This window comes from Plantactinospora sp. BB1 (genome assembly GCF_003030385.1).
Classification (GTDB): Bacteria; Actinomycetota; Actinomycetes; order Mycobacteriales; family Micromonosporaceae; genus Plantactinospora.
The window spans coordinates 4,618,928-4,638,911 of sequence record NZ_CP028159.1; the positions used below are offsets into that span (position 1 = coordinate 4,618,928).

At 72.0% G+C, this 19,984-nt stretch carries 17 protein-coding genes; 10 read left to right on the forward strand and 7 right to left on the reverse strand.

The genetic code is table 11. From position 1 onward, the window contains the following. Positions 1-11: 11 nt before the first annotated feature. Genes C6W10_RS20175 through C6W10_RS20185 form a run of 3 tightly spaced genes read right to left on the reverse strand, consistent with a single transcriptional unit; the run spans position 12 to position 3,597 of the window. The gene (locus C6W10_RS20175) at positions 12-836 is read right to left on the reverse strand and encodes an ABC transporter permease (RefSeq protein WP_234361349.1); all 825 of its coding nucleotides are present in this window, start codon (positions 834-836) and stop codon (positions 12-14) included. Further along, positions 833-1,720: an ABC transporter ATP-binding protein gene (locus C6W10_RS20180; protein ID WP_199853699.1), complete on the reverse strand. Its 888-nt coding sequence runs from the start codon at positions 1,718-1,720 to the stop codon at positions 833-835. Before C6W10_RS20180 ends, C6W10_RS20175 begins: the two co-directional genes overlap by 4 nt. After that, positions 1,717-3,597: a condensation domain-containing protein gene (locus C6W10_RS20185; RefSeq protein WP_159104674.1), complete on the reverse strand. Its 1,881-nt coding sequence runs from the start codon at positions 3,595-3,597 to the stop codon at positions 1,717-1,719. The genes C6W10_RS20180 and C6W10_RS20185 overlap by 4 nt, the downstream gene beginning before the upstream one ends. 322 nt (positions 3,598-3,919) lie before the next feature. Here C6W10_RS20185 and C6W10_RS20190 point away from each other — a divergent pair, with 322 nt between their 5' ends. The 8 genes from C6W10_RS20190 to acpS are packed head-to-tail and all read left to right on the forward strand — an operon-like array spanning position 3,920 to position 10,876. Beyond that, entirely contained in the window at positions 3,920-4,864 is a 945-nt protein-coding gene (locus tag C6W10_RS20190) for a 3-oxoacyl-ACP synthase III family protein (protein ID WP_107259551.1), read from the forward strand. A gap of 13 nt (positions 4,865-4,877) precedes the next feature. Further along, positions 4,878-6,314, forward strand: coding sequence for an ATP-grasp domain-containing protein (locus C6W10_RS20195; protein WP_107259553.1), 1,437 nt, complete (start codon positions 4,878-4,880; stop codon positions 6,312-6,314). Beyond that, a complete protein-coding gene (locus C6W10_RS20200) occupies positions 6,311-7,615 on the forward strand; it encodes an alanine racemase (protein ID WP_107259555.1) in 1,305 nt (434 codons plus the stop codon). The genes C6W10_RS20195 and C6W10_RS20200 overlap by 4 nt, the downstream gene beginning before the upstream one ends. After that, complete coding sequence (locus tag C6W10_RS20205) at positions 7,602-7,859, forward strand: acyl carrier protein (protein WP_107259557.1); 258 nt, start codon at positions 7,602-7,604, stop codon at positions 7,857-7,859. The genes C6W10_RS20200 and C6W10_RS20205 overlap by 14 nt, the downstream gene beginning before the upstream one ends. 4 nt (positions 7,860-7,863) lie before the next feature. Further along, a complete protein-coding gene (locus C6W10_RS20210) occupies positions 7,864-8,706 on the forward strand; it encodes a hypothetical protein (protein ID WP_107259559.1) in 843 nt (280 codons plus the stop codon). Beyond that, entirely contained in the window at positions 8,703-9,332 is a 630-nt protein-coding gene (locus tag C6W10_RS20215; RefSeq protein ID WP_159104675.1) for an acyl-CoA dehydrogenase family protein, read from the forward strand. Before C6W10_RS20210 ends, C6W10_RS20215 begins: the two co-directional genes overlap by 4 nt. Beyond that, positions 9,325-10,524, forward strand: a complete 1,200-nt coding sequence (locus tag C6W10_RS20220) for an acyl-CoA dehydrogenase family protein (RefSeq protein ID WP_107259563.1) — start codon at positions 9,325-9,327, stop codon at positions 10,522-10,524. The genes C6W10_RS20215 and C6W10_RS20220 overlap by 8 nt, the downstream gene beginning before the upstream one ends. After that, on the forward strand, positions 10,508-10,876 hold the full coding sequence (gene acpS / locus C6W10_RS20225; RefSeq protein ID WP_107259565.1) for a holo-ACP synthase: 369 nt from the start codon (positions 10,508-10,510) through the stop codon (positions 10,874-10,876). The genes C6W10_RS20220 and acpS overlap by 17 nt, the downstream gene beginning before the upstream one ends. 62 nt (positions 10,877-10,938) lie before the next feature. Here acpS and C6W10_RS39750 read toward each other — a convergent pair whose 3' ends face one another. Next, the gene (locus tag C6W10_RS39750) at positions 10,939-11,886 is read right to left on the reverse strand and encodes a LuxR family transcriptional regulator (RefSeq protein WP_234361350.1); all 948 of its coding nucleotides are present in this window, start codon (positions 11,884-11,886) and stop codon (positions 10,939-10,941) included. Between the two features lie 294 nt (positions 11,887-12,180). Between C6W10_RS39750 and C6W10_RS20235 the strand changes: the two genes are divergently transcribed. Continuing rightward, on the forward strand, positions 12,181-14,838 hold the full coding sequence (locus tag C6W10_RS20235) for an IPT/TIG domain-containing protein (RefSeq protein ID WP_107259569.1): 2,658 nt from the start codon (positions 12,181-12,183) through the stop codon (positions 14,836-14,838). Between the two features lie 348 nt (positions 14,839-15,186). Beyond that, a complete protein-coding gene (locus C6W10_RS20240) occupies positions 15,187-16,731 on the forward strand; it encodes an NAD(P)-binding domain-containing protein (RefSeq protein ID WP_107259571.1) in 1,545 nt (514 codons plus the stop codon). Here C6W10_RS20240 and C6W10_RS20245 read toward each other — a convergent pair. From C6W10_RS20245 to C6W10_RS20255, 3 genes are all read right to left on the reverse strand, one after another. Beyond that, positions 16,715-17,314 carry a nitroreductase family protein gene (locus C6W10_RS20245; RefSeq protein ID WP_199854057.1) on the reverse strand — a complete coding sequence of 200 codons (600 nt, stop codon included), beginning with the start codon at positions 17,312-17,314 and terminating at the stop codon, positions 16,715-16,717. The two genes, C6W10_RS20240 and C6W10_RS20245, sit on opposite strands and share 17 nt — an antisense overlap. A 261-nt stretch (positions 17,315-17,575) precedes the next feature. Further along, positions 17,576-18,724: a glutamate--cysteine ligase gene (locus tag C6W10_RS20250; RefSeq protein ID WP_107259575.1), complete on the reverse strand. Its 1,149-nt coding sequence runs from the start codon at positions 18,722-18,724 to the stop codon at positions 17,576-17,578. A gap of 47 nt (positions 18,725-18,771) precedes the next feature. Continuing rightward, positions 18,772-19,935 carry a M20 family metallopeptidase gene (locus C6W10_RS20255; RefSeq protein WP_107259577.1) on the reverse strand — a complete coding sequence of 388 codons (1,164 nt, stop codon included), beginning with the start codon at positions 19,933-19,935 and terminating at the stop codon, positions 18,772-18,774. Between the last annotated feature and the right edge of the window lie 49 nt (positions 19,936-19,984).

Consider the following 19,984-nt stretch of genomic DNA (forward strand, 5'->3'; position numbering starts at 1 on the left):
GTTCCCTCCCTTCAGTCGTCGGTCCGGCCGCGCCAGCGGAAGGTGCGGACGGCGACCACGAAGCCGAGTACGCACCAGGCGGCGAGGACCAGGGCCACCCGGTCGAGTTCCCAGCTCCCGGCCGGCTCCTGGCTCTGGTAGCCGTCGGGCAGGAACACCGACCGCATCCCCTGGGCGATCCACTTGAGCGGGAAGATGGCGGCCACCGTCTGCATCCAGGTCGGCATGGTGGCGAAGACGAAGTAGACGCCGGAGATGAACTGGAGCACGATCGCGATCGGTGACATCACCGCCGGAGCGGTACGGCCGTTGCGGACGAACCCGCTCGCCGCGATGCCCAGCAGGGTGCACGAGGCGATGCCGAGCGCGATGACCCAGAGATAGGTCAGCCACCGGTCGGCGGTGTCCGGCAGTCGCAGCCCGAAGAAGGCCGAGCCGATGCCGAGCAGCAGTACGTTCTGGGCCAGCGCGACGAACGCGACCATCGCCATCTTGCCGAGGAAGTACGCCGACCTCGGCATCGGCGTGCCGGCGAGCCGTTTGAGCGTGCCGATGTCCCGCTCGATCGGGATCGCGATGGCGACGTTCTGGAAGCTGACGCCGAAGAGGCCGGCCCCGATCATGCCCGCGACGAAGTACTGCGCGAGGTCGACGTCGCCCGGCAACCGCTGGCCGTGGAAGATCGCGCCGATCACGATCAGCAGCAGTACCGGGAAGAAGAAGGTGAAGACCACCGAGATGCGTTCCCGGATGAAGACCAGGAACTCCACGCGTACCCGGGCCCGGGTGACCGCCAGTACGGCCGGCAGCCGGGCGGGGAGTCCGGGGGTGGTCACGCCGGCTCTCCGATCATCCGCAGGTAGGTCTCCTCCAGGGTGGGGCGCTCGACCGCCAGCCCCGGCACCTCCGGTCCGTACTCGGTGGCCAGCTCGGCGACCAGCTTCGCCGGGGTACCGGTGCGGACGCTGCGGGGGCCGTCGGGGGTGAGCCAGCGGACCGTGGCGGGGGCGGTGGCCCGGCCGCCGAGGGTCTGCGGCGGGCCGATCTCCACGACCCGGCCGTCGACGATCACGGCGATCCGGTCGGCGAGATGCTCGGCCTCCTCCAGGTAGTGGGTGGTGAGCAGGATCGTCGTGCCGGACCGGGCGAGGTCGGCGATCAGGTCCCAGAACCGGCGGCGTGCCTCGGGGTCGAACCCGGTCGTCGGTTCGTCCAGGAAGAGCAGCTCCGGCCGGCCGACGATGCCGAGCGCGACGTCGAGCCGACGGCGCTGACCCCCGGAGAGGTACGCCGCGCGGGCGTCGCGCCGGTCGGTCAGCCCGACCAGCTCGATCACCTCGTCCGGGTCCCGGGGGTTCGGGAAGCAGGCCGCGATCGCCCGGGTCCAGTCCCGTACGGTGAGCGCCCCGCCCTGGGTCAGGTCGTCGGAGCGCTGCAACACGATGCCGATCCGGGCCTTCCAGTCCGCCCGGCCGAGCGCCGGGTCGACGCCGAGCACCCGCACCTGGCCGGAGTCGCGTCGGCGGTGCCCCTCCAGGATCTCCACCGTGGTGGTCTTGCCGGCGCCGTTCGGGCCGAGCAGGGCGAAGACCTCGCCCCGGGGGATCGTCAGGTCGATGCCGGCGACCGCCGGCCGCCCCCGGTAGGACTTGCGCAGGTCGGTCACGGCGATGGCCACGTCGTCGCCCGGGACGCCGGCTCCGCCGGTCCGCCCGCTCACGGGTCCATCCGGCCGTCGCCGTCGGCCAGTACGGGCTGCCGGGCCCAGGCCGCCGGGTCGGCCGGGTCGGCCGGCGGCTCGGCGCAGATCACGTACCGCTGCGGCGTCATCGCGGTACGGCGGCCCGGCATCGCGGCCACGCAGGCGGCGTGCGCCTCCCGTGGGGTCCGGGCCGAGCCGCCGACCAGGTACGCCACCAGCCGGTACCCGTCGCCGTCCGGGATCGCGAAGACCCGCCGGACCGGTGCGTCCAGCGACTCGTCGAGGAGTCGCTGCGCCTCGGCCAGCTCGACCCAGGAGGAGTCGACGAGTCGCCAACCGGCGCCGCGCTCCATCGGCTCGACACCGCTCACCTCGCCGATCCGGGACATCGGGAAGTCCCCCTCGGCCGCCGCCACCAGCACCCGCTCCACGCCGCGCAGCAGTTGGTCGATCTCCTCCGCCGGGATCCGGTTCCGGTCGTGGGCGATGATGCCGAGCACCAGTTCACCGCGCTTCTGCATCAGCCGGAACGCCAGCAGCGGGGAGATGGGCGGCCAGTCCTGCCACCAGATCCGGCTCTCGCCGAGCATCCGCCGGGCGTCCCCGGCACCGGTCGGGCCGCCTCCGGCCGGCTCGGCTGCCGCCTCCGCTGCCGGCTCGGCTGCCGGCTCGGTCGGGTCGGTCACCGCCTCGGCCGGGTCGGCTGGCGGGTCGGTCGGGTCGGCCGCCGCCTCGGTGTCGTTGAAGGTGCTGGCGTCGTTGAAGGTGGTGTCCCGGCCGTACCAGTTGCCCCGGTCGTGGTGGATCCGATCGATCATCCGGACCCGCGCGACGTCGTCGACCAACGCCTGTCGCCCGGCCCGCAGCACCGCGCCGCCCACCCGCCGCAGTTGGTCGTCGTAGGTCTCGGCGTCGATGTCGATCGGCACCAGACTGTCTGCGGCCAGCGGTCCGATGTACTCCCGGAGCCGACGCTCGATCCGGTTGCTGGCCAGGGTCGGCAGCGGGAAACTCCGGTGCCCGGTGCGCCGGGCCAGCACCGCGCAGATCGCGGTGAGCACCGCCATCGACTCGCTCGCACCCACCCGGGCGGTGATCTGCGGCAGGGCCAGCGCCCCGGCCCGGGACCAGAGCCAGCCGGAGAGGGCGGCGCCGGGTGGCGCCGTCGACCGCGGTGCCGCCCAGGTGCACTGCGGAAGCCGCCGCAGGTGCCGTTCCCAGTACCCGAGGGCGGTGTCGAGCCGGCGTCGCCCGGCCGGTGACCGCTCGTACGCCGCCTGGTCCAGTGGCTGGTGCGGCGGCGGTCCGACGTGCCGGCGGGCCGGATCGGCGGCGAGTGCGGTGAACTCCCGACCGAGCAGCTCCGCGCTCATCAGGTCGACGACGACGTGCGAGTAGACCACGGCCGCGACGGTGAGCACGCCGTCGCGTACGGCGACGGCGGCGCGCAGCGGCAACTCCTCGGCGAGGTCGAACTCGGCGTTGCGGAGCCGGTGGAAGAGTTCCTCGATCAGCGCCGGTGGGTCCGCCTCGCCGTGTTCGTACACGTCGACCGGCAGCTCGCAGTGCGCGAGTACCCGCTGCACCTGTTCGCCCCGACCGGGAAAGAGGGTCCGCAGACCCTCGTGCCGGGACACCAGCACGCCGAGCGCGGCCACCACGTCGTCGACGTTTGCGCCCGGGGGCAGTTCCAGCGGCGCCGCCGCCCAGCGGCCGTACGGCTTCTCCTGGTTGATCCACTTCAGCATGCCGAGGTGGCCGAGGGTGAGCGGCCCGTCGCCGCCCCGGCCGCCGACCACCTTCGCGTACCGCCGCTCCACCCGGACCAGCTCGACAGTGGACGTCCGAGGACCGACGACCGGCGGCGGAAAGAGGTCTATAGGCTTTATTCCCATTGCCGTCTCCTCAGGGAAACCGGAAGTGGCGGCGGCTACCCGACCGGCGCGTCGATTCGCCGGTCCGTCGGCACACGTCGAGCGGATGGGTGGCTCGCTGGCTGCCGAACACGCTAGGCGAATTGCTCGGCCCGTGGCAATCGGGGAAACCCGAGCCTTTTCGAGAACATTGAAGGGCGTCGAGATCCTGGGGGATTCCCCAGTTCCGCCGAACGGGCGCCGCACATAATCTGGCATCGCCGCGCGCCGTCGTTGTGCGACAGTGCCGCGCCGGCGTACCGCTCACTGGGAGGAATCGGTGGCCGCTCACCTGGAGAAATCGGTGGCCAAGCCCGTCACGAGCCTGTTGCGTGTCGAGGCGTTCGCCCCGGAACGGTCCTGGGCCGTCGAGGAGATCGCCGAGGCGAATGGGCTGAACCGACATCAGGCACGCATGTTCCGGCGCATTCGCGGACTCGACCGGATACACCTCGACCCCGACCTGGACCTCTTCGACCTGCTCGCCGCCCCGGCCGAGAAGGTCCTCCGCTCGGTCTCCGACCCGGGCCGCATCCGGTACCTGATCTACGCACACACCTTCCCCGACCTCACCCCGTCGTTCGTCTTCGCGGCCGACCGGCTGCGCGAGCGGCTGGGCCTGGTCGACGCGGACGCCTTCGCCGTCACCCACCAGATGTGCGCCAGCAACCTGGCCGCGCTGGACGTCGCCAGCGAGCTGCTCCGCGCCGACGGCGACCCGACCGCGCAGGCGCTGGTGGTCACCGGCGAGAAGCCGTTCACCGGCCTGGTGCGGTACATGCTCAACGTCTCGGTGACCGGGGAGGGCTCGGCGGCCTGCCTGCTCGGCGTCGACGGCACCGGCAGCCGGATCCTCTCCTACGCCGCACACACCGCCGGTGAGTTCGCCGACGGGTTCCGGATGACGGTCGAGCGGCAGAAGGAATTCGACGACACCTACAACGTCCACCTGTGGGAAATGATGCAGGAGGCGTTGCGCCGGGCCGGGCTGGAGATTTCCGACATCGCGATGGTGGTCCCGCACAACGTCAACCGGACACTGTGGTTGCGGCTGTGCGCGAAGGTCGGTCTCGACCGGAGCCGCGTCTTTCTCGACAACATCGCGAGTTACAGCCACACGTACTGTTCCGATCCGTTCATCAACCTGGCGACGATGCGCGACCGCGATCTGCTGATTCCGGGGCAGTACTACCTGCTGACCTCGGTCGGGGTCGGCGCCACGTACGCCGCCATGGTCATCCAATACTGACGGAGGGTGGGCGATGGACACGAGCTATCTGCGTACGCTCAAGACGAACCTGCTCGGCGCGCCCACCGGGCGACTGGTCCTGCTCTGCAACTTCGAGGCCGAGAACTGGTGGGCCGAGGGACACGTCGGACTTCCCGCGCCGCGATTCGCCGCCCCGACCTCGGTGGTGGCCCGGATGGAGGAACACGGCGTCCTGCTGGCCGGCGCTGACGACGTACTGGTACTCAAACACCCGCTCGACCCCGGCTACCGGGAGTACCTGACCGGGCTGGGGCTGCCGGTGCCGACCGTACTCGTGCCGGAGAACGTCCGGGCCGACCGGTCGACGACCGAGGACGTCCTCGACTCCCCCGGACTGCTCGGTCGGCTGCACGCGCTCGGCGCCGCCGGGGCCCGACTGCTGCCGATGGGGACCACCGTGCTGGAGGAGAAGCTCGCCGACCGGTGCGGGCTGCCGCTCGCGGTACCCGACGCGGCCACCTTCGCCCGGGTCAACAGCAAGATCTACTCCCGCCGGCTGACCTCGGCCGCCGGGTTGCGGGCCGTGCCGGGCGACTGCTGCGAGAGTCGCGACGAACTCGCGGCGGTGCTGCACCGGCACCGGGCGGCGCTCGCGGACGGCACCCGGTTCGTGGTGAAGGACGCCTACGGGGTCTCCGGCAAGGGGCTCCTGCTGCTGGACCGCCCGGAGACCGCCGACCGGCTGCTGCGGATGGTCGACCGGCGGGCCGAGCGCAGCGGCGACGACCGGCTGCACGTGGTCGTCGAGGAGTGGCTGGAGAAGAGCCACGACCTCAACTACCAGCTCACGGTGGCCGGCGACGGCCGGGTCACCCTCGACTTCGTCAAGCGGGCGATCACCGAGAACGGCGTACACAAGGGACACCTGATGCCGGTCGCGCTCACCCCACGGCAGCGGGCCGAGCTGGCGCACGCCGCCGAGGTGGTCGGGACCCGGCTGCACGCCGACGGGTACGTCGGGGTCGTCGGCGTCGACGCGGTCGTCGCCACCGGCGGCGAGCTGTACCCGGTACTGGAGATCAACGCCCGGCTGAACATGTCGAGCTACCAGGGCGGGGTGACCGAGCGGTACCAGCCCGACGGGCACGTGGCGCTCGCCCGGCACTACCCGCTGCGGCTGGCCGCGCCCGTCTCCTTCGACGAACTCGCCCGCACGCTCGGGCCGGTACTCGACCGCACCGGCGCCGAACGGTTCCTCATCACCTGTTTCGGCACGGTCAACGCCGACGCCGATCGTCCGCCGCCCTTCGACGGCCGGCTGTACGCCCTGCTCGTCGCCGCCGACCAGGCGGGGCTGGCGGCACTGGACGACGCCGCCCGGGCCGCCCTCGCCGGCCTCGCACCCGAGGAGCGCCGCCCTACCGCAGGAGCGCCGATGCCCGAACCCCGCGCCGACATGACCGCCACCGCAACGGAGGAACGGCGATGACCGACCACTACGCCGAGATCGCCGAGAGGTTCGGCACCCCGGTGTACGTCTACGACGGCGACCTGCTGCGCCGCCGGTACGAGACGCTGCGCGGCCGGCTCCGTCCCGACGTGGACATCTTCTACTCCGCCAAGGCGAACCCGAACCTCAGCGTCTGCGCGCTCTTCGGCGCCCTCGGCGCGGGTCTGGAGGTCTCCTCGCTGGCCGAGCTGGTCACCGCCGAGCGGGCCGGGGTGGACCCCGCCGACGTGATCTTCCTCGGTCCCGGCAAGTCCGCCGAGGAGCTGCGGGCCTGTTGCGAGCGCGGCATCTACGCGGTGGTCTGCGAGTCGCTCGACGAGGTGCTGGCGCTCGACGCGCTGGACGCGGCCGCCGGCCTGCGGGTGGTGCTGCGGGTCAACCCCGACTTCGACACCCACGGTTCCCGGCTGGCGATGGGCGGCAAGCCGCGCCAGTTCGGCATCGACGAGGAGATCCTCCGGGACGGCCCGGCCGCGCTGCGCGGGCTGCGCCGGGTACGCGTCGCCGGGATCCACGCCTACCTCGGCACCCGCATCCTGGACGCGGCGACGGTACGGCACAACACCCGGGGCGTACTGGCCATGGCGGAGGCGCTCGCCAAGGCGCTCGACATCCCGCTGGAGATGGTGGACATCGGCGGCGGCTGGGGCGTGCCGTACTTCGACAACGAGACCGACCTCGACGGCGACGCCGCGGTGGACGGCGTCAACGACGAGGTGGCCGCGTTCCGGGAACGCCACCCGGAGAGCAGGGTCGTCACCGAACTGGGCCGTTACCTGGTCGGCTGGTGCGGCACGTACGTGACCCGGGCCCGCTACGTCAAGCGCTCCAAGGGCGAGTGGTTCGTGGTCGCCGACGGCGGCACCAACCACCACATGGCCGCGGTCGGCGTCGGCAGCTTCGTCAAGCGGAACTTCCCGATCAGGTCGCTGAGCCGTCCCGACGAGCCGGCCGAACACGTCTACACGGTCACCGGGCCGCTCTGCACTCCCGGCGACGTGGTCGGCAAGCAGGTCCGGCTCCCCGAGGTCCGCCCCGGCGACCTGCTCGGGGTGGAGCGCTCCGGCGCGTACGGCCCCAGCGCCTCGCCGGTGCTCTTCCTCAGTCACGGCCACCCGGCCGAGGTGCTCCTGCTCGACGGTGTGGCGCACCTCGTCCGCAGCCGCGACACCGTCGAGGACCTGCTCCGGCCGCAACGCCTGGTCAGCCTGCCCGTGCCGGTGACCACCGGCACCACCGCCACCGCCTCACCCGAAGGGACCAGCCATGGAGAACAGTAAGATCATCGCCGACATCGAGCGGGCGCTGAGCGAGGTACTCCAGCGCCCGGTCTCCGGCATGCCGAAGGAGACCCGGCTCTTCGAGGACCTGCACCTGGACTCCACCTCGATCCTCGAACTGCTGATGGCCCTGGAGGACAGCGTCGGCATCGAGGTCGACCCGGAGAACCTGGAGATGTCCGACTTCACCTCGCTGGAGACCCTCGCCGAGTACGTGGCCGGCAACCTCGACGACAAGCCCTGATCCCATGCCGCTGTCACTGTCATCCGCCGCCCTGGTGCTGGAACCCGGCAGCATCCCGTACCGGCCGGATCCCGACTGCGCGATCTTCGAACGGGACCTGCTCGTCCGGTTCGGCATCCAGCGCGACGAGGAGCGGCTCCGGCAGGGCGCGAACATCGGGTTCACCGAGCTGGCCGAGAGTGTGATCGGCCGGCTGCCGTTCCGGCTGACCAGCCCCGACCTGCTGGTCTTCGCGTTCGGGCTGCCGGACATGATCGCGCTGAAGCACGTCGCCCAGCGGGTCAACTATCTGCTGGGCGGCGGCAGCCACTGCTTCGCCGTCTCCGAGCAGGGACTCCGGGCGCCGTACACCGCCCTGCGGGTGGCCGACGCCTTCGCCGGCTCCGGCCGCTGCCGCACCCTGGCCCTGGTCGTCTGCGAGCAGAACACGTACGCCTACCCCGACCCGTTCGTCGAGGAGAACAAGGTGCCGAACTCGGCGGCGCTGCTCTACTTCGACGACACCGGCCGGTACGAGTTCCACGGCACCCGGATGGCGACCCGGGGCACGCCGCTGCGCGCCCTGCTCGGGTCGGTGACGACAGACCTGGAGCCGGACTCGACCCTGCTCGTCGCCGGTTCGTGGACGCACCCGGACGAGTTGGCCGAGATCGCCGTGCCGGTGCACCACGCCGCGGCCGGCCCGTACTGCACCGGCGTCTGGCTCGAACTCGCGCGCCATCACGAGGAGTGGAGCGACGCGTACCGGTCGGTGGTGCTCTGCGACACCGACCCGCGTACCGGGCAGAGCCAGGCCGCCGTGCTGTGGCGACGGCCCGCCGCACCGACCCCGAGGAGATCGCCGTGACCATCACCCTGACCCAGCAGCTCGGCGTCAGCGAATACCCGCGCGCGCTGGACGCCCTGCACCACAGCATCCGCCCCGACGGGCCGGTACCGGCGCCGACCGGGCACGTCGCCGCCTCGGTGGCGGCGCTGCCCTCGGCGGAGCCGACGCCGTTGCGGCGGTTCGGCCTCGCCGTGACACCCCCGCCCGGCGGTGCTGACCGGCCACCACCCCCGGTGCCGGACGACGTCGCCGAGCGGTTCGCCACCGGACTGCTCGACCTGCACCGGGCGGTGCTGCGCCGCGCGTTCGACCAGGCGCTGGAGCATCTCGGCGAACGCAGCTCGGAGGGGGCCTCGCTGCTGGCCCGGCAGCTCGTCCAGGCGCAGCTCGCCGACATCGCGATGGCGCTGCGCGAGGACGAGGCGATGCCGCCGGAGCGGCGTTGCGGTGACGGCGCCGCGCGGTGGCGTACGCACCAGCGGCTGGTCCGGATCGGTCGCACGATCCTGTACCTCTTCGGCGCCGCCGGGTTCCTGCTCGACGGCCCGGCCGGCGAGCTCTACCTCGCGGAGGTCACCGGCAATCTCTACCTGCATCCCGGAGCACCGCGGCCGGGCCGGTCGACGGAGGACCACCATGCCTGAGCTGCTCGACGACTCCCTCCGCGAGCTGGACGGATTCTGCGCCGAGGTCTCCGCGGACTTCCGCGAGCTGGGCCGGTTGCTCGACCACGATCCGGACGTCATCGCGGAACACCTGGACCGGCCCGGGGTGCGCCTCTCCCGGTTCTGCGCCATCCCACCCCGGTACTGGCCCGGCCCGGAGGCGCCGGCCAACCTGGTGAGCCTGCTCCGGACGGTACTGGGGCAGAGCGTCGCCTGGGAACGGCTCGCCTACGGTGACCCGAACGTCTGGCTGGCCAGCCCCGGCCCGGCGCTCTCCGGCGGCGTCGTCGACGTGCTCGCCACCGCCGAACAGGCCGACCGGTACTACCACCGGCTCGTCGCGCAGCCGCAGCACACCTTCTTCGGGCTCACCGAGCCGGCCAAGGGCTCCGCCGCCACCGAGCTGACCACCACGCTCACCCCGGCGCCCGACGGCGACGGCTGGATCCTCGACGGCGAGAAGTGCTACATCGGCAACGGCGCCCGCGCCGAGTTCGGGGTGGTGTTCTGCCGGCGGGCAACCGGGCCGCTCGGCATCGAGGCCGTACTGGTCGACACCGACACCCCCGGATTCAGCGGAGAGCTGCTCTCCACCGTCGGCCTGCGCGGCGCCCGGATCAGCCGGATCCGGTTCGACGGCGTCCGGGTGCCGGCGGAGAACCTGCTCGGGGCGCACCTGCGCCGGACCCGCCGCGGCCTGTACGGCGCGACCCAGGTGCTGTACCGGGCCCGGCCCACCATCGCGGCGATGGCGCTGGGCTGTGCCCAGGCCGTCTGCGACTACGTCCAGGCGCAGCGCCCCGCCCTCGCCGGCTTCGACCGGCTGCACCTCGACGACGTACTGGACCGGATCGCCGCGGTGCGCCGGCTCATCCAGCAGGGTGCCGCCGACGTCGACCGTGGCGCGGTGAACAGTCACCGGCTGGGCGCGGCCAAGGCACAGGCCGCCCGGCTGGCCGAGGAGGCGACGCTGCTCGCCACCAGGCTGCTCGGACCGGCGGCGTTGGTGGAACATCCCTGGCTGGAGAAGATCTACCGTGACGTCCGGGCCTTCGAGATCATGGAAGGGACCACGAACCTGCATCGGATGTCCGTCTTCCGGGGAGTGCTGAAGGGCAACTTCCTGGCCGCGACCGAGCCTGACGAGACGCCCCATGCGGCTCGGCATTGACCTGATGTCCGTGGACGAGCTGGACCGGCTGGCCGGGCGGGCCTGGTTCGTCCGGTACGCCTTCGCCGACGCCGAGCTGGCGCACGCCGACCGACTGTCGGGGCAGCGACGGCGGGAGTTCCTGGCGGGTCGGTTCGCCGCCAAGGAGGCCGTGTTGAAGGTACTCGGCACGGGACTCTTCGAGGGGGTGGCACCGTGCGACGTCGCCGTACTCTCCCGGCCCGGCGGCGCACCGCAGGTCGACCTGCGCCGGGCGGCGACCGTCGCCGCCGAGCGGGTCGGGGTGGCCCAGGTGACGGTCTCCATCACCCACAAGCGCGGCCTCGTCGCCGCGGTCGCGATGGGCTGGTGAGGCGGGCGGGGTGACCGGTCCGGTCGGTCGCCGGGTCGGCGGTCACCGCCCCCGGGGGCCGGTCACTCGCTCCGGCCGGCCGCGTGCAGCCGCCGGGCCAGTCCGACCCGGTTGCGGACGTCGAGCTTGGCGAAGACGTGCGTGAGGTGCATCTCGACCGTCTTCTCGGTGACGAAGAGCGCCGCCGCGATCTCGCGATTGGTGAGCCCGTCACCGGCCAGCTCGGCGACCTGCCGCTCCCGGTTGGTCAGCGCGGCCGACGCCGGCCGGCCGGTCCGCCGCCGGCCGCGCCGTGGACGCGCGACCACGGGTGCGCCACCCCGCTCCGGCGCGGCCTCGTCGGCACCCGGTTCCGGTGCGGCCTCGTCGGCACCCGGTTCCGGTGCGGTCCGGTCGGCCGGGTCGGCGCGGTCGTCGGGTCCGAGCGGCTCCGGCGGGTGTGCGGGCGGGACGTCGAGCACCACCACCAGGGGACCGCCGGCCGCCAGGTACGGCTCCAGCAGGGCGTACACGGCGTCGATCCGCGCGTACGCCTGGAGCGACCGGTCCGGCCGTGCGCGGCTGCCGCTCGGGCCGGCGCCCGGCGGGAGAAGCTCCCGGAGCACCGGCCGGTGCTCCGGCGGGACTCCGGGCGGCGGAGCGGGCCCGAGGTCGACGTCGCCGGTACGGCGGATGGCGGCGTCGACGAAGGCGCCGAACGGGAAGAGCGCACCGTCCGGCGGTGCGGCACCGGAGAAGACACGGATCTCCCGGGCCCCGGCCAGGCGGGCGATCTCGGCGAGCAGCCTGGACTTTCCGATGCCGGCCTCGGCGGTGACCTCGACGACGTGGGCGCCCGCGTCGAGGTCACCGAGGAGCTCTCCGATCCGCTGTGCCGCCGCGTCCGGGTGAGGCGCCGGTGCCGGGTCGAACCCGCCGCCACGACACGCTCCGGGGCGGCACCGGGCCGGTCCCGTGGAGGTGAAGGGGGTGTCGACCGGATCCGTGGTGGGTGCGCTGATTTCGGGCAATTTCGGCTCTCCGTCCATGCCGTCGACAATGGAAGAGCGTACGCAGTTCGGCTGGACCGCAAATGGACGCGCACTGGACGACGCTGAGTGACAGCCGTCAATAGATGGGTCGCTGGCGGCCTCGACGATCCGGTCCGCGCCCGCCGACGCCTCCGTCGCTATACGTATTCATATGAATACTCTGTGTAGTTTTCACGTAACTTCTCGCGATTCCTGGTCGTTCAAAGAGGAAGGACAGGCCTGGGACGCTCCCGTCCGTCCACCTGAGGTCGGACGCACCGAGACGGAGCAGCCGTGAGAGCCATTCGGGAGAGCGGAGCGATACTGGCGGCGACGCTGGTCGCCGGTGCCGTCGTACTGGCCGTGCCGGCGCCGGCCGTGGCCCAACCGGGCAGCGCCGATGCCCGCGCCGTGGTGGTGGACCTCTCTGCGGAGGTCTCCGGCGATCCGGTAATCAGCGCGGACGCCACCATCCTCAGCGCGACAGCGCCGGCCGGCCGTGGTGCAGATCTCGCCCTCCGGACCGACATCTCGCTGCCCGGGGCCACAGGGGTGACCGCCCAGGGTACTGCCGGATCGCTCCTCGCCGTACGACAGGCAGGTTCCTCCAGCGCGGACGCCGACGTGCCCGTGCTGGCACTGGACGTACTGGGCAGCCGCACGCTCGACGCGGTCGATGTCGGCGTCCTGGCCAACTGTCCATACGTCGGGGCGCAGACCGCCACCACCAGATTCCGGCAGATCCGACTGTTCGCGACGGTCGTCGACCCGGCCGTGAACGGCCCCAGCGTCGACGCCAGCGCGCCGGTCACCGTTCCGGGGCTGCTCGATGCCACCCTGCACGCCGCACTGAGCAGTACCGAGACGACCACCGGCGCCGGCGCGTCCGCCGCCATCCTGGCCACCTTCACACTGACCGGCACCGCCGCCGGTTCCCCGGTGACGATCCCGGTCGGAACCGTGATCGTGGCGCGGGCGAGCTGTGAACGTCCGGGCATGCCACCCGCACCGACCGTGACCGGACTGAGCCCGAGTTCCGGCCCACAGTCCGGCGGCCAGTACGTCACCGTCACCGGCAGCAACTTCATCTACCAGCAGACCAGCGTCACCGTCGACGGAGTACCCGTGGAAGCCGTCGATGTGGGTCCGGACGAGAGCTCTCTCACCTTCGTCACCCCCGCCCATCCGATCGGAACGGCCTCCGTCGTCGTCACCACCCCCGGCGGCTCGACGCCGCCGGTGACCTACAGCTACCTGCCGGACGGCAGCGACGCCACCGTAACCGGGCTCACCCCGGACACCGGCCCCAGTTTCGGTGGCACCACCGTCACCATCACCGGGACCAATCTGACCGACGCGGTCGGGGTGATATTCGACCAGGTACCCGGGACCAACTTCACCGTCGACCCGGCCGGTACGACGATCAGCATCGTGACTCCGCCCGGCGATGCCGGGCCGGCGACCATATCGGTCGTCTTCCCCGCCGGCTATGCCTACGCCGGGAGCTTCAGCTACCTCGGGCCGACGATCACCTCGATCGTTCCGGCTGAGGGTCCGGCCGTCGGCGGCAGCACGGTGACGATCACCGGTACCGGGCTCGCCGGGGCGACCGGCGTCAACTTCGCCAGCAGAGCGGGGACCGACCTGGTCGTCAACCCGAGCGGCACCTCGCTGACCGTGGTCACACCGCCCGGATTCCCCGGGCCGACCGTCGTGAGGGTGCTGATTCCGGGAGCCGACGCCATCTCGGTCGACGGCTTCAGCTATCTGCGTGTGCCACCGACGGCCACGGCGATCACACCGGCCTCCGGTCGGCAGTTGGGCTACGAGGACTTCACCGTCACCGGTACCAACCTCGTTCCCGGCCTGACGACGGTCAGCTTCGACGGCGAACCTGCGATGAACGTCTGGGTGGCTCCCGACGGGCGGTCGCTGACCGGCTCGACCCCGACCCGGCCGATCGGGCCGGCCACCGTCCTGGTCCGCACCCCCAGCGGCACCACGGCACCATTGGACTTCACGTACCTGGCCGACGGCAGCATGGTCCGCGACGCCCGGCTGTCCCCCCGCTCCGGCCGTACCGCGGGCGGCACCACCGTGGTCGTCACCGGTACCGGCCTGACCGGCGCGACCGGAGTGACCTTCGACGGGATCCCCGGCACCGACGTCACGATCGATCCGGCCGGTACCGTCATCAGCGCGGTCGCCCCGCCCCACGCGCCTGGGCCGGCGCTGGTGGTGTTGACCTTCCCGGCCGGCCTCCGCGCCATCGGCCATTACGAGTACGTGGCGCCGACCATCGCGGCGGTCAGCCCGGCGCGCGGGCCGGGCACCGGCGGTACGCCGGTCACCATCACCGGAACCGGTTTCCACCGGGTGGCCGGGGTGACCTTCGACGGTGTCCCCGGCACCAACCTGACGGTCGACCCCGACGGCACCGCACTGACCGTGGTCACCCCGCCCGGCCCCGCCGGCCCGGTCGAGGTTCGGGTGCGAATGCCCGGAGCCGACGCGGTCACCTCCGAGGGCTTCACCTACCTGGTCGTCGCGCCCACCGTCGAGAGGGTCGACCCGGTCCGGGGCGACACCATGGGCGGCACGACGGTGACACTCCTCGGCCGCGGATTCCGACCCGGTAGGACCACGATCACGATCTGCGGCCGGACCATTCCGGCCGACCAGGTCACGGTGGCTCCCGACGGCACCTCGCTGACGTTCCGCACCCCGGCCTGCCGGGCCGGCCACACCACCATCATCGTCGACACCCCTGACGGCGTCTCGACCGGGATCCGGTTCCGGTACGTCGGAGACGACCCGCCGCCCCCTGGCCCGAACCTGCCGGTCACCGGCGACCCCGTCAGTGCGCTGGTCCGGTACAGCTCCGGTGCCGTGGTCGCTGGAGTCGTCCTGCTGCTCCTGGCCCGCCGCCGCGACGACCTGCTGCCCGGCTGAACGGCTCGGCCGGGCAGCACCTGTGGGCCGCCCCTCACTCCGAGGTGTAGCGCCGCGAGCCGCAGATGTGCTTGCCGTACCCGCGTACCACGTCGTGCCGTGGGACTTCCTCGCCACACCGTGCGGCCGTCCGAATGCCTGCGCCTTCGGTCCGACCGCCGATCCGGCCTGGGGTACCCGGTTCTTCAGCCACAGCCGAGCGGAGGCGTCCGTGATCCTCGCCCCTGACTCTCGCGGTGCTGCCGTTCTCGGCGCACTGCATCGGTTCCCGGTCGGCAAGCCGCATTGACACACTCCGCTATCCATCCCATGGTCGATGGACTCACCTCTCCGTCGAAAGGTCCCAGGATGGTCGGCAACGAGCACAGGTACGTCATCGTCGGGGCGGGGCCCGCCGGACTTCAGCTGAGCTACTACCTTCAGCGGCACCGCGCCGACTACCTGACGCTCGAGAGTGGCGACGAACCGGGCGGGTTCTTCCGGCGGTTTCCCCGGCATCGCCGGCTGATCTCCCTGAACAAGGTGCACACCGACAGCAACGATCCCGAGATCCGGCTGCGCTGGGACTGGAATTCGCTGCTCAACGACTCACCGGACCTGCTGTTCCCGAAATTCAGCCAGGAGTACCTGCCCGCCGCCGACGACCTGGTGCGCTATCTCGCCGAGTTCCAACGGGTCCACCAGCTCAACGTCCGCTATGGCACGACGGTCGAGCGGATCACCCGGACGGGCGACGGTTTCACGGTACGGACCGACCGGGGGGAGGTACGCGCGCGCTGCCTGGTCGTCGCGACAGGCTGGGGCCAGCCGTTCGTACCGGCGATCAAGGGCATCGAGCATGCCGTCGGGTACGAGGACATGGTCATCGACCCCACCGCGTACGACGGGCAGCGGGTCCTGATCATCGGCAAGGGGAACTCCGCCTTCGAGACCGCGTCGGCGATCCTCGGCCGGGCGTCGATGGTGCACCTCGCCAGCCGGCAACCCCTGCGGCTCGCCTGGAACACCAAACATCCCGGGGACGTCCGTGGTCAGTACGGCGCGATCCTCGACAGCTACCAGTTCAAGACGTTGCACTCGGTGCTGGACTGCACCATCGACGAGATCCGGCCGGTCGACGGGCGGTACCAGGTGTCGATCACGTACACCCACGCCGACGGTGAGACCGCCGTCCTCGACTACCACACGGTGCTGCGCTGCACCGGCTTCCGGATGGACACCACGATGTTCGACGAGACGTGCCGGCCCGACATGGTGCGGGACGGCCGGATGCCCGGGTTGCGCCCGGACTGGCAGTCGAGCAACGTCGACGACCTCTACTTCGCCGGCACCATCGCCCAGGCCCGGGACGTCAAGCACGCCTCGTCGCCCTTCATCGACGGCTTCCGCTACAACCTCCGCACGTTCACCCGGATCCTGCGTGAGCGGTACGAGGACGTCCCGTTGCCCCGCACGACCACACCGGCCGACGCCGCGTCGCTGGCCAAACTGATGCTCGACCGGATCAACTGGTCGTCGGCGCTCTGGACGCAGTTCGAGTACCTCTGCGACGTCTTCGTCCGCGACCAGGTCACCGGCGACTTCCAGCACTACGAGGACCTGCCGGAGGACTACGCGGTGCAGCGCTTCGCGGCCGCCGCGCACTGGTACACGCTCGCGCTCCGGTGGGGGCGCGACGACTACGGCGACGTCTTCGCCATCGACCGGCACCCGACGCCGGACCGGGCCCGGGAGAGCGCCTTCATCCACCCGGTCATCCGGCGGTACCGTGGCGCGGAGCTGCTCGCCGAGCAGCACCTGCTGGAGGATCTGCTGGCCGAGTGGCGGCGCCCGGACCGGCACGTCGAGCCACTGGTCGAGTTCCTGACCGGGGACCTCACCAGCGGACCATGACCTCGTCGAGGGTTTTGCGGGCCAGGTCGGGGACATGGGCGTCCGGGGTGGGATATCCGACCGGCATCACCACGTGCGGGCGCTCCTCCGGGGGCCGCTCGCAGACCTGGTTGAGGAACCGCATCGGGCTGGGCGTGTGGGTCAGGGTGACCAGGCCGGCGTGGTGCAGCGCGGTGATCAGCAGGCCGACCGCGATGCCGACAGACTCCTTGACGTAGTACGGCTTCGGGCTGTGCGGCCCCTGGTGTATCTCGAAGACGACGATGACGGCCGGTGCGGTCTCCAGGAACGGCTTCCGCCAGTCGGTGCCGAACCCGGCGATCGCGTCCAGCCACTCCCGCGAGGCGCGGCGGTCGTAGAAGGCGCGTTCCTCGGCCTCCGCCGCCTCGCGTAGTCGACGCTTGCGGGCCGGGTCGGTCAACACGACGAACCGCCACGGTTGCACGTTCGCCCCACTCGGCGCGGTCGAGGCGGCCCGGATCGCGGCCTCGATCACCGCGTCGGGGACGGGGTCGGGGGCGAAGTCACGTACGGAGCGGCGCTGCGCCATCCGTTCCGCGAACGCCTCGGCCTCGCGCACCATCTCCGCCGGCGGCCTGCGGTGGTGTCGGACCGGGATCGTGGGTAGCAGGTCTGCCTCGGTCACCTGTGGCCTCCCCTGATCGGGTGTGCCGGTTGCCGGCGGGAGGGCTGCCTGCCGCCGCGTCCGGTTCCTCCAGCATTTCCGAGACCGGGGCGATTCGCGTTATGCCGGCGTGCTTTCTTCACCCGTCGGCACGTCACCCCACGGCGCACGTCACCGGCGGGACACGTCACCCACGGCGCACGTTACCGACGGGACACGTTACCGACGGGACACGTCGGGCGCGGGCACGTCGGGCGCGGTCCGGTTGGCGATCTCGTCGACCACGTCGGTCAGGCGTCCGCGCAGCGCCGCCGCCGCCCGCTGGCGGGTCGCCCCGTCGCCGTCAGTGGCCAGCCGGGCCAGCCAGTCCTCGACCCGCTCGCGGTCACCCGCCTCGTCCAACGCCGGTCCGGCCAGCTCGACCAGGCGTGCGGCGAGCGTCGCGGCAGGCAGCAGCCGACCGGTGGTTACGTCGACGCCGTGCCCGGCCATCCCGTCCCGGGCGGCCCGCCAGTACGCGAGCCGCATCAGCTCCGGCGCCAGCTCCGGTCCCTCGTCGCCCCGGTCGACGGCAGCACCGGCGACGACCGCCAGCGCCCGCACCAGGGCGGCCTGCGCCGCGGACTCGGCGGCGGTGACGGGTACGTCCGCGACCCGTACCTCCAGCGTGGGGTGCTTCGTCGACAGCCGGAGATCCCAGAAGATCGTGCCGTGGTCGACCAGTGCACCCGCCTCCAGCAACATCCGCACGTGCTCGTCGTACTGCCGTGCCGACCGCAGGAACGGCGGCGGGCCGGCCACCGGCCAGCGCCCCCACGTGACGCTGCGCCAACTCGCGTATCCGGTGTCGCGCTCGGCCCAGTAGGGCGAGTTCGCCGAGAGGGCGAGAAACACCGGCAGGTGTTGCCGCAGGTGGTTGCCGATCAGCACGGCACGGTCCCGGTCGGGCTGCTCCACGTGGACGTGGACGGCGCAGATCGCGAGTTCGTCGTGCAGCCCACGGAAGGTGGCGGTGCCGCGATCCTGCCGTGGTCCCTCGGTGATCGGCGGCGGCACGGCACGGCCGAGCACCGGCGAGCCGCTCGCGATCACCCGCAGACCCGCCGACAGGGCGGCGGCCTGGACGACGGCGCGGCCCTCGACGAGCTGCCCGCTGAGTTCGACCACGCTCCGGCAGGGATCGGTACGGGTCTCGACCTGAAGCTTGGTGATCTCACCGCCCACCCGGGCACCGAGGGCCGGGCGCGCCCGGTCGACCACGGTGGCCGCCTCCGGTACGACCTCGCCCCGCTCGCCGTCGACGACGAGGAACTCCTCCTCCACGCCGAGCAGCGGAATCCGCGATCCCGGGAGCCGTCCGGTAGCCATGCCGACGCCGACCTCTCGCTGCCGGTCGTTCGCCGGCGGTGAGCACGTTACGGGATTCCGTCGATGGATCGCGGCCCGAGACGCTCCACGGCGGACAGCGTGTCGACCAGCCCGGCCAGCAGTGCCGTCCGTTCCGGCATGCGGTCCAGGCAGACGTACTCGTCGGCGGAGTGCGCCCCGCCGCCGACCGCGCCCAGACCGTCCAGCGTCGGTACGCCCAGCGCGGCGGTGAAGTTGCCGTCGGACGCCCCGGCGGCGTGCGCCCCGGCGAGGTTCGGGATGCCGAGCTGCCCGGCGATCGACTGGGCCAGCTCCAGCAGCGGTCGCGCGAGTTCCGGTGACATCGGGTAGCGGTTGATCCCGCCCTGCACCGCCAACGTCGCCTCCGGCAGGTACGGCACCAGCCCGCGGATGGCGTGGTCGACGCGTTCGAGTTCGTCCCTGGTCCAGGCCCGGACGTCGACGGCGAGGCTGGCCCGCTCGGGCACCGTGTTCGTCGTGGTACCGGCGGAGAGCAGGGTCGGTGTGACCGAGGTGCCACCGCTGTCCGGGGCACCGAGGGCGCGCAGCGTGAGGACCTGGTGCGCGACCTCGACCGTGGCGTTGACGCCGCGCTGCGGTTCGACGCCGGCGTGGGCGGCCCGCCCCGAGACGGTGAGCCGGTACACCGACCCGCCCTTCCTGGCCACCTTCACCGCCCCGTCCGGGGTGGCCGCCTCGCAGACCAGCACCGCGCCGGAGCGCCGTGCCTCCCGCTCGATCAGCGGCCGCGAGGTGACCGACCCGCTCTCCTCGTCGCAGCTGAGCAGTACGCCGACCGTCGAGGTCTCCTCGATCAGCCGCAGGGCGGTGAACATCTGCACGATGCCGGCCTTCATGTCGCAGACGCCGGGCCCCGTCGCGACGTCCCCGCGTACGGTGAAGGGCCTGGCGCGGATCGTGCCGACCGGGAAGACGGTGTCGAAGTGGCCGAGGAGCAGCACCCGCTGGTCGGCGGCCGGCCAGAGCAGGTGCGGCAGGCCGTCGACCACGACCCGCCGGGCGGGCCGGCCGAGCACCTCCTCCCCCCAGCGGGTGAGCAGGTCGGCACAGGACTCCAGGTGCGGCAGCGAGCCCGGTGCCGACTCGTACCCGACGAGCGTGCGCAGCCGGTCGACCATGTCCGCTCGGCACCGCTTCGCGGCGTCGAGCAGGCGGCGTGGGTGGTCCATCGATCCCTCCGACTCCCGGGTGACGGGCCTGGCAAGGCTTCTCCATCGA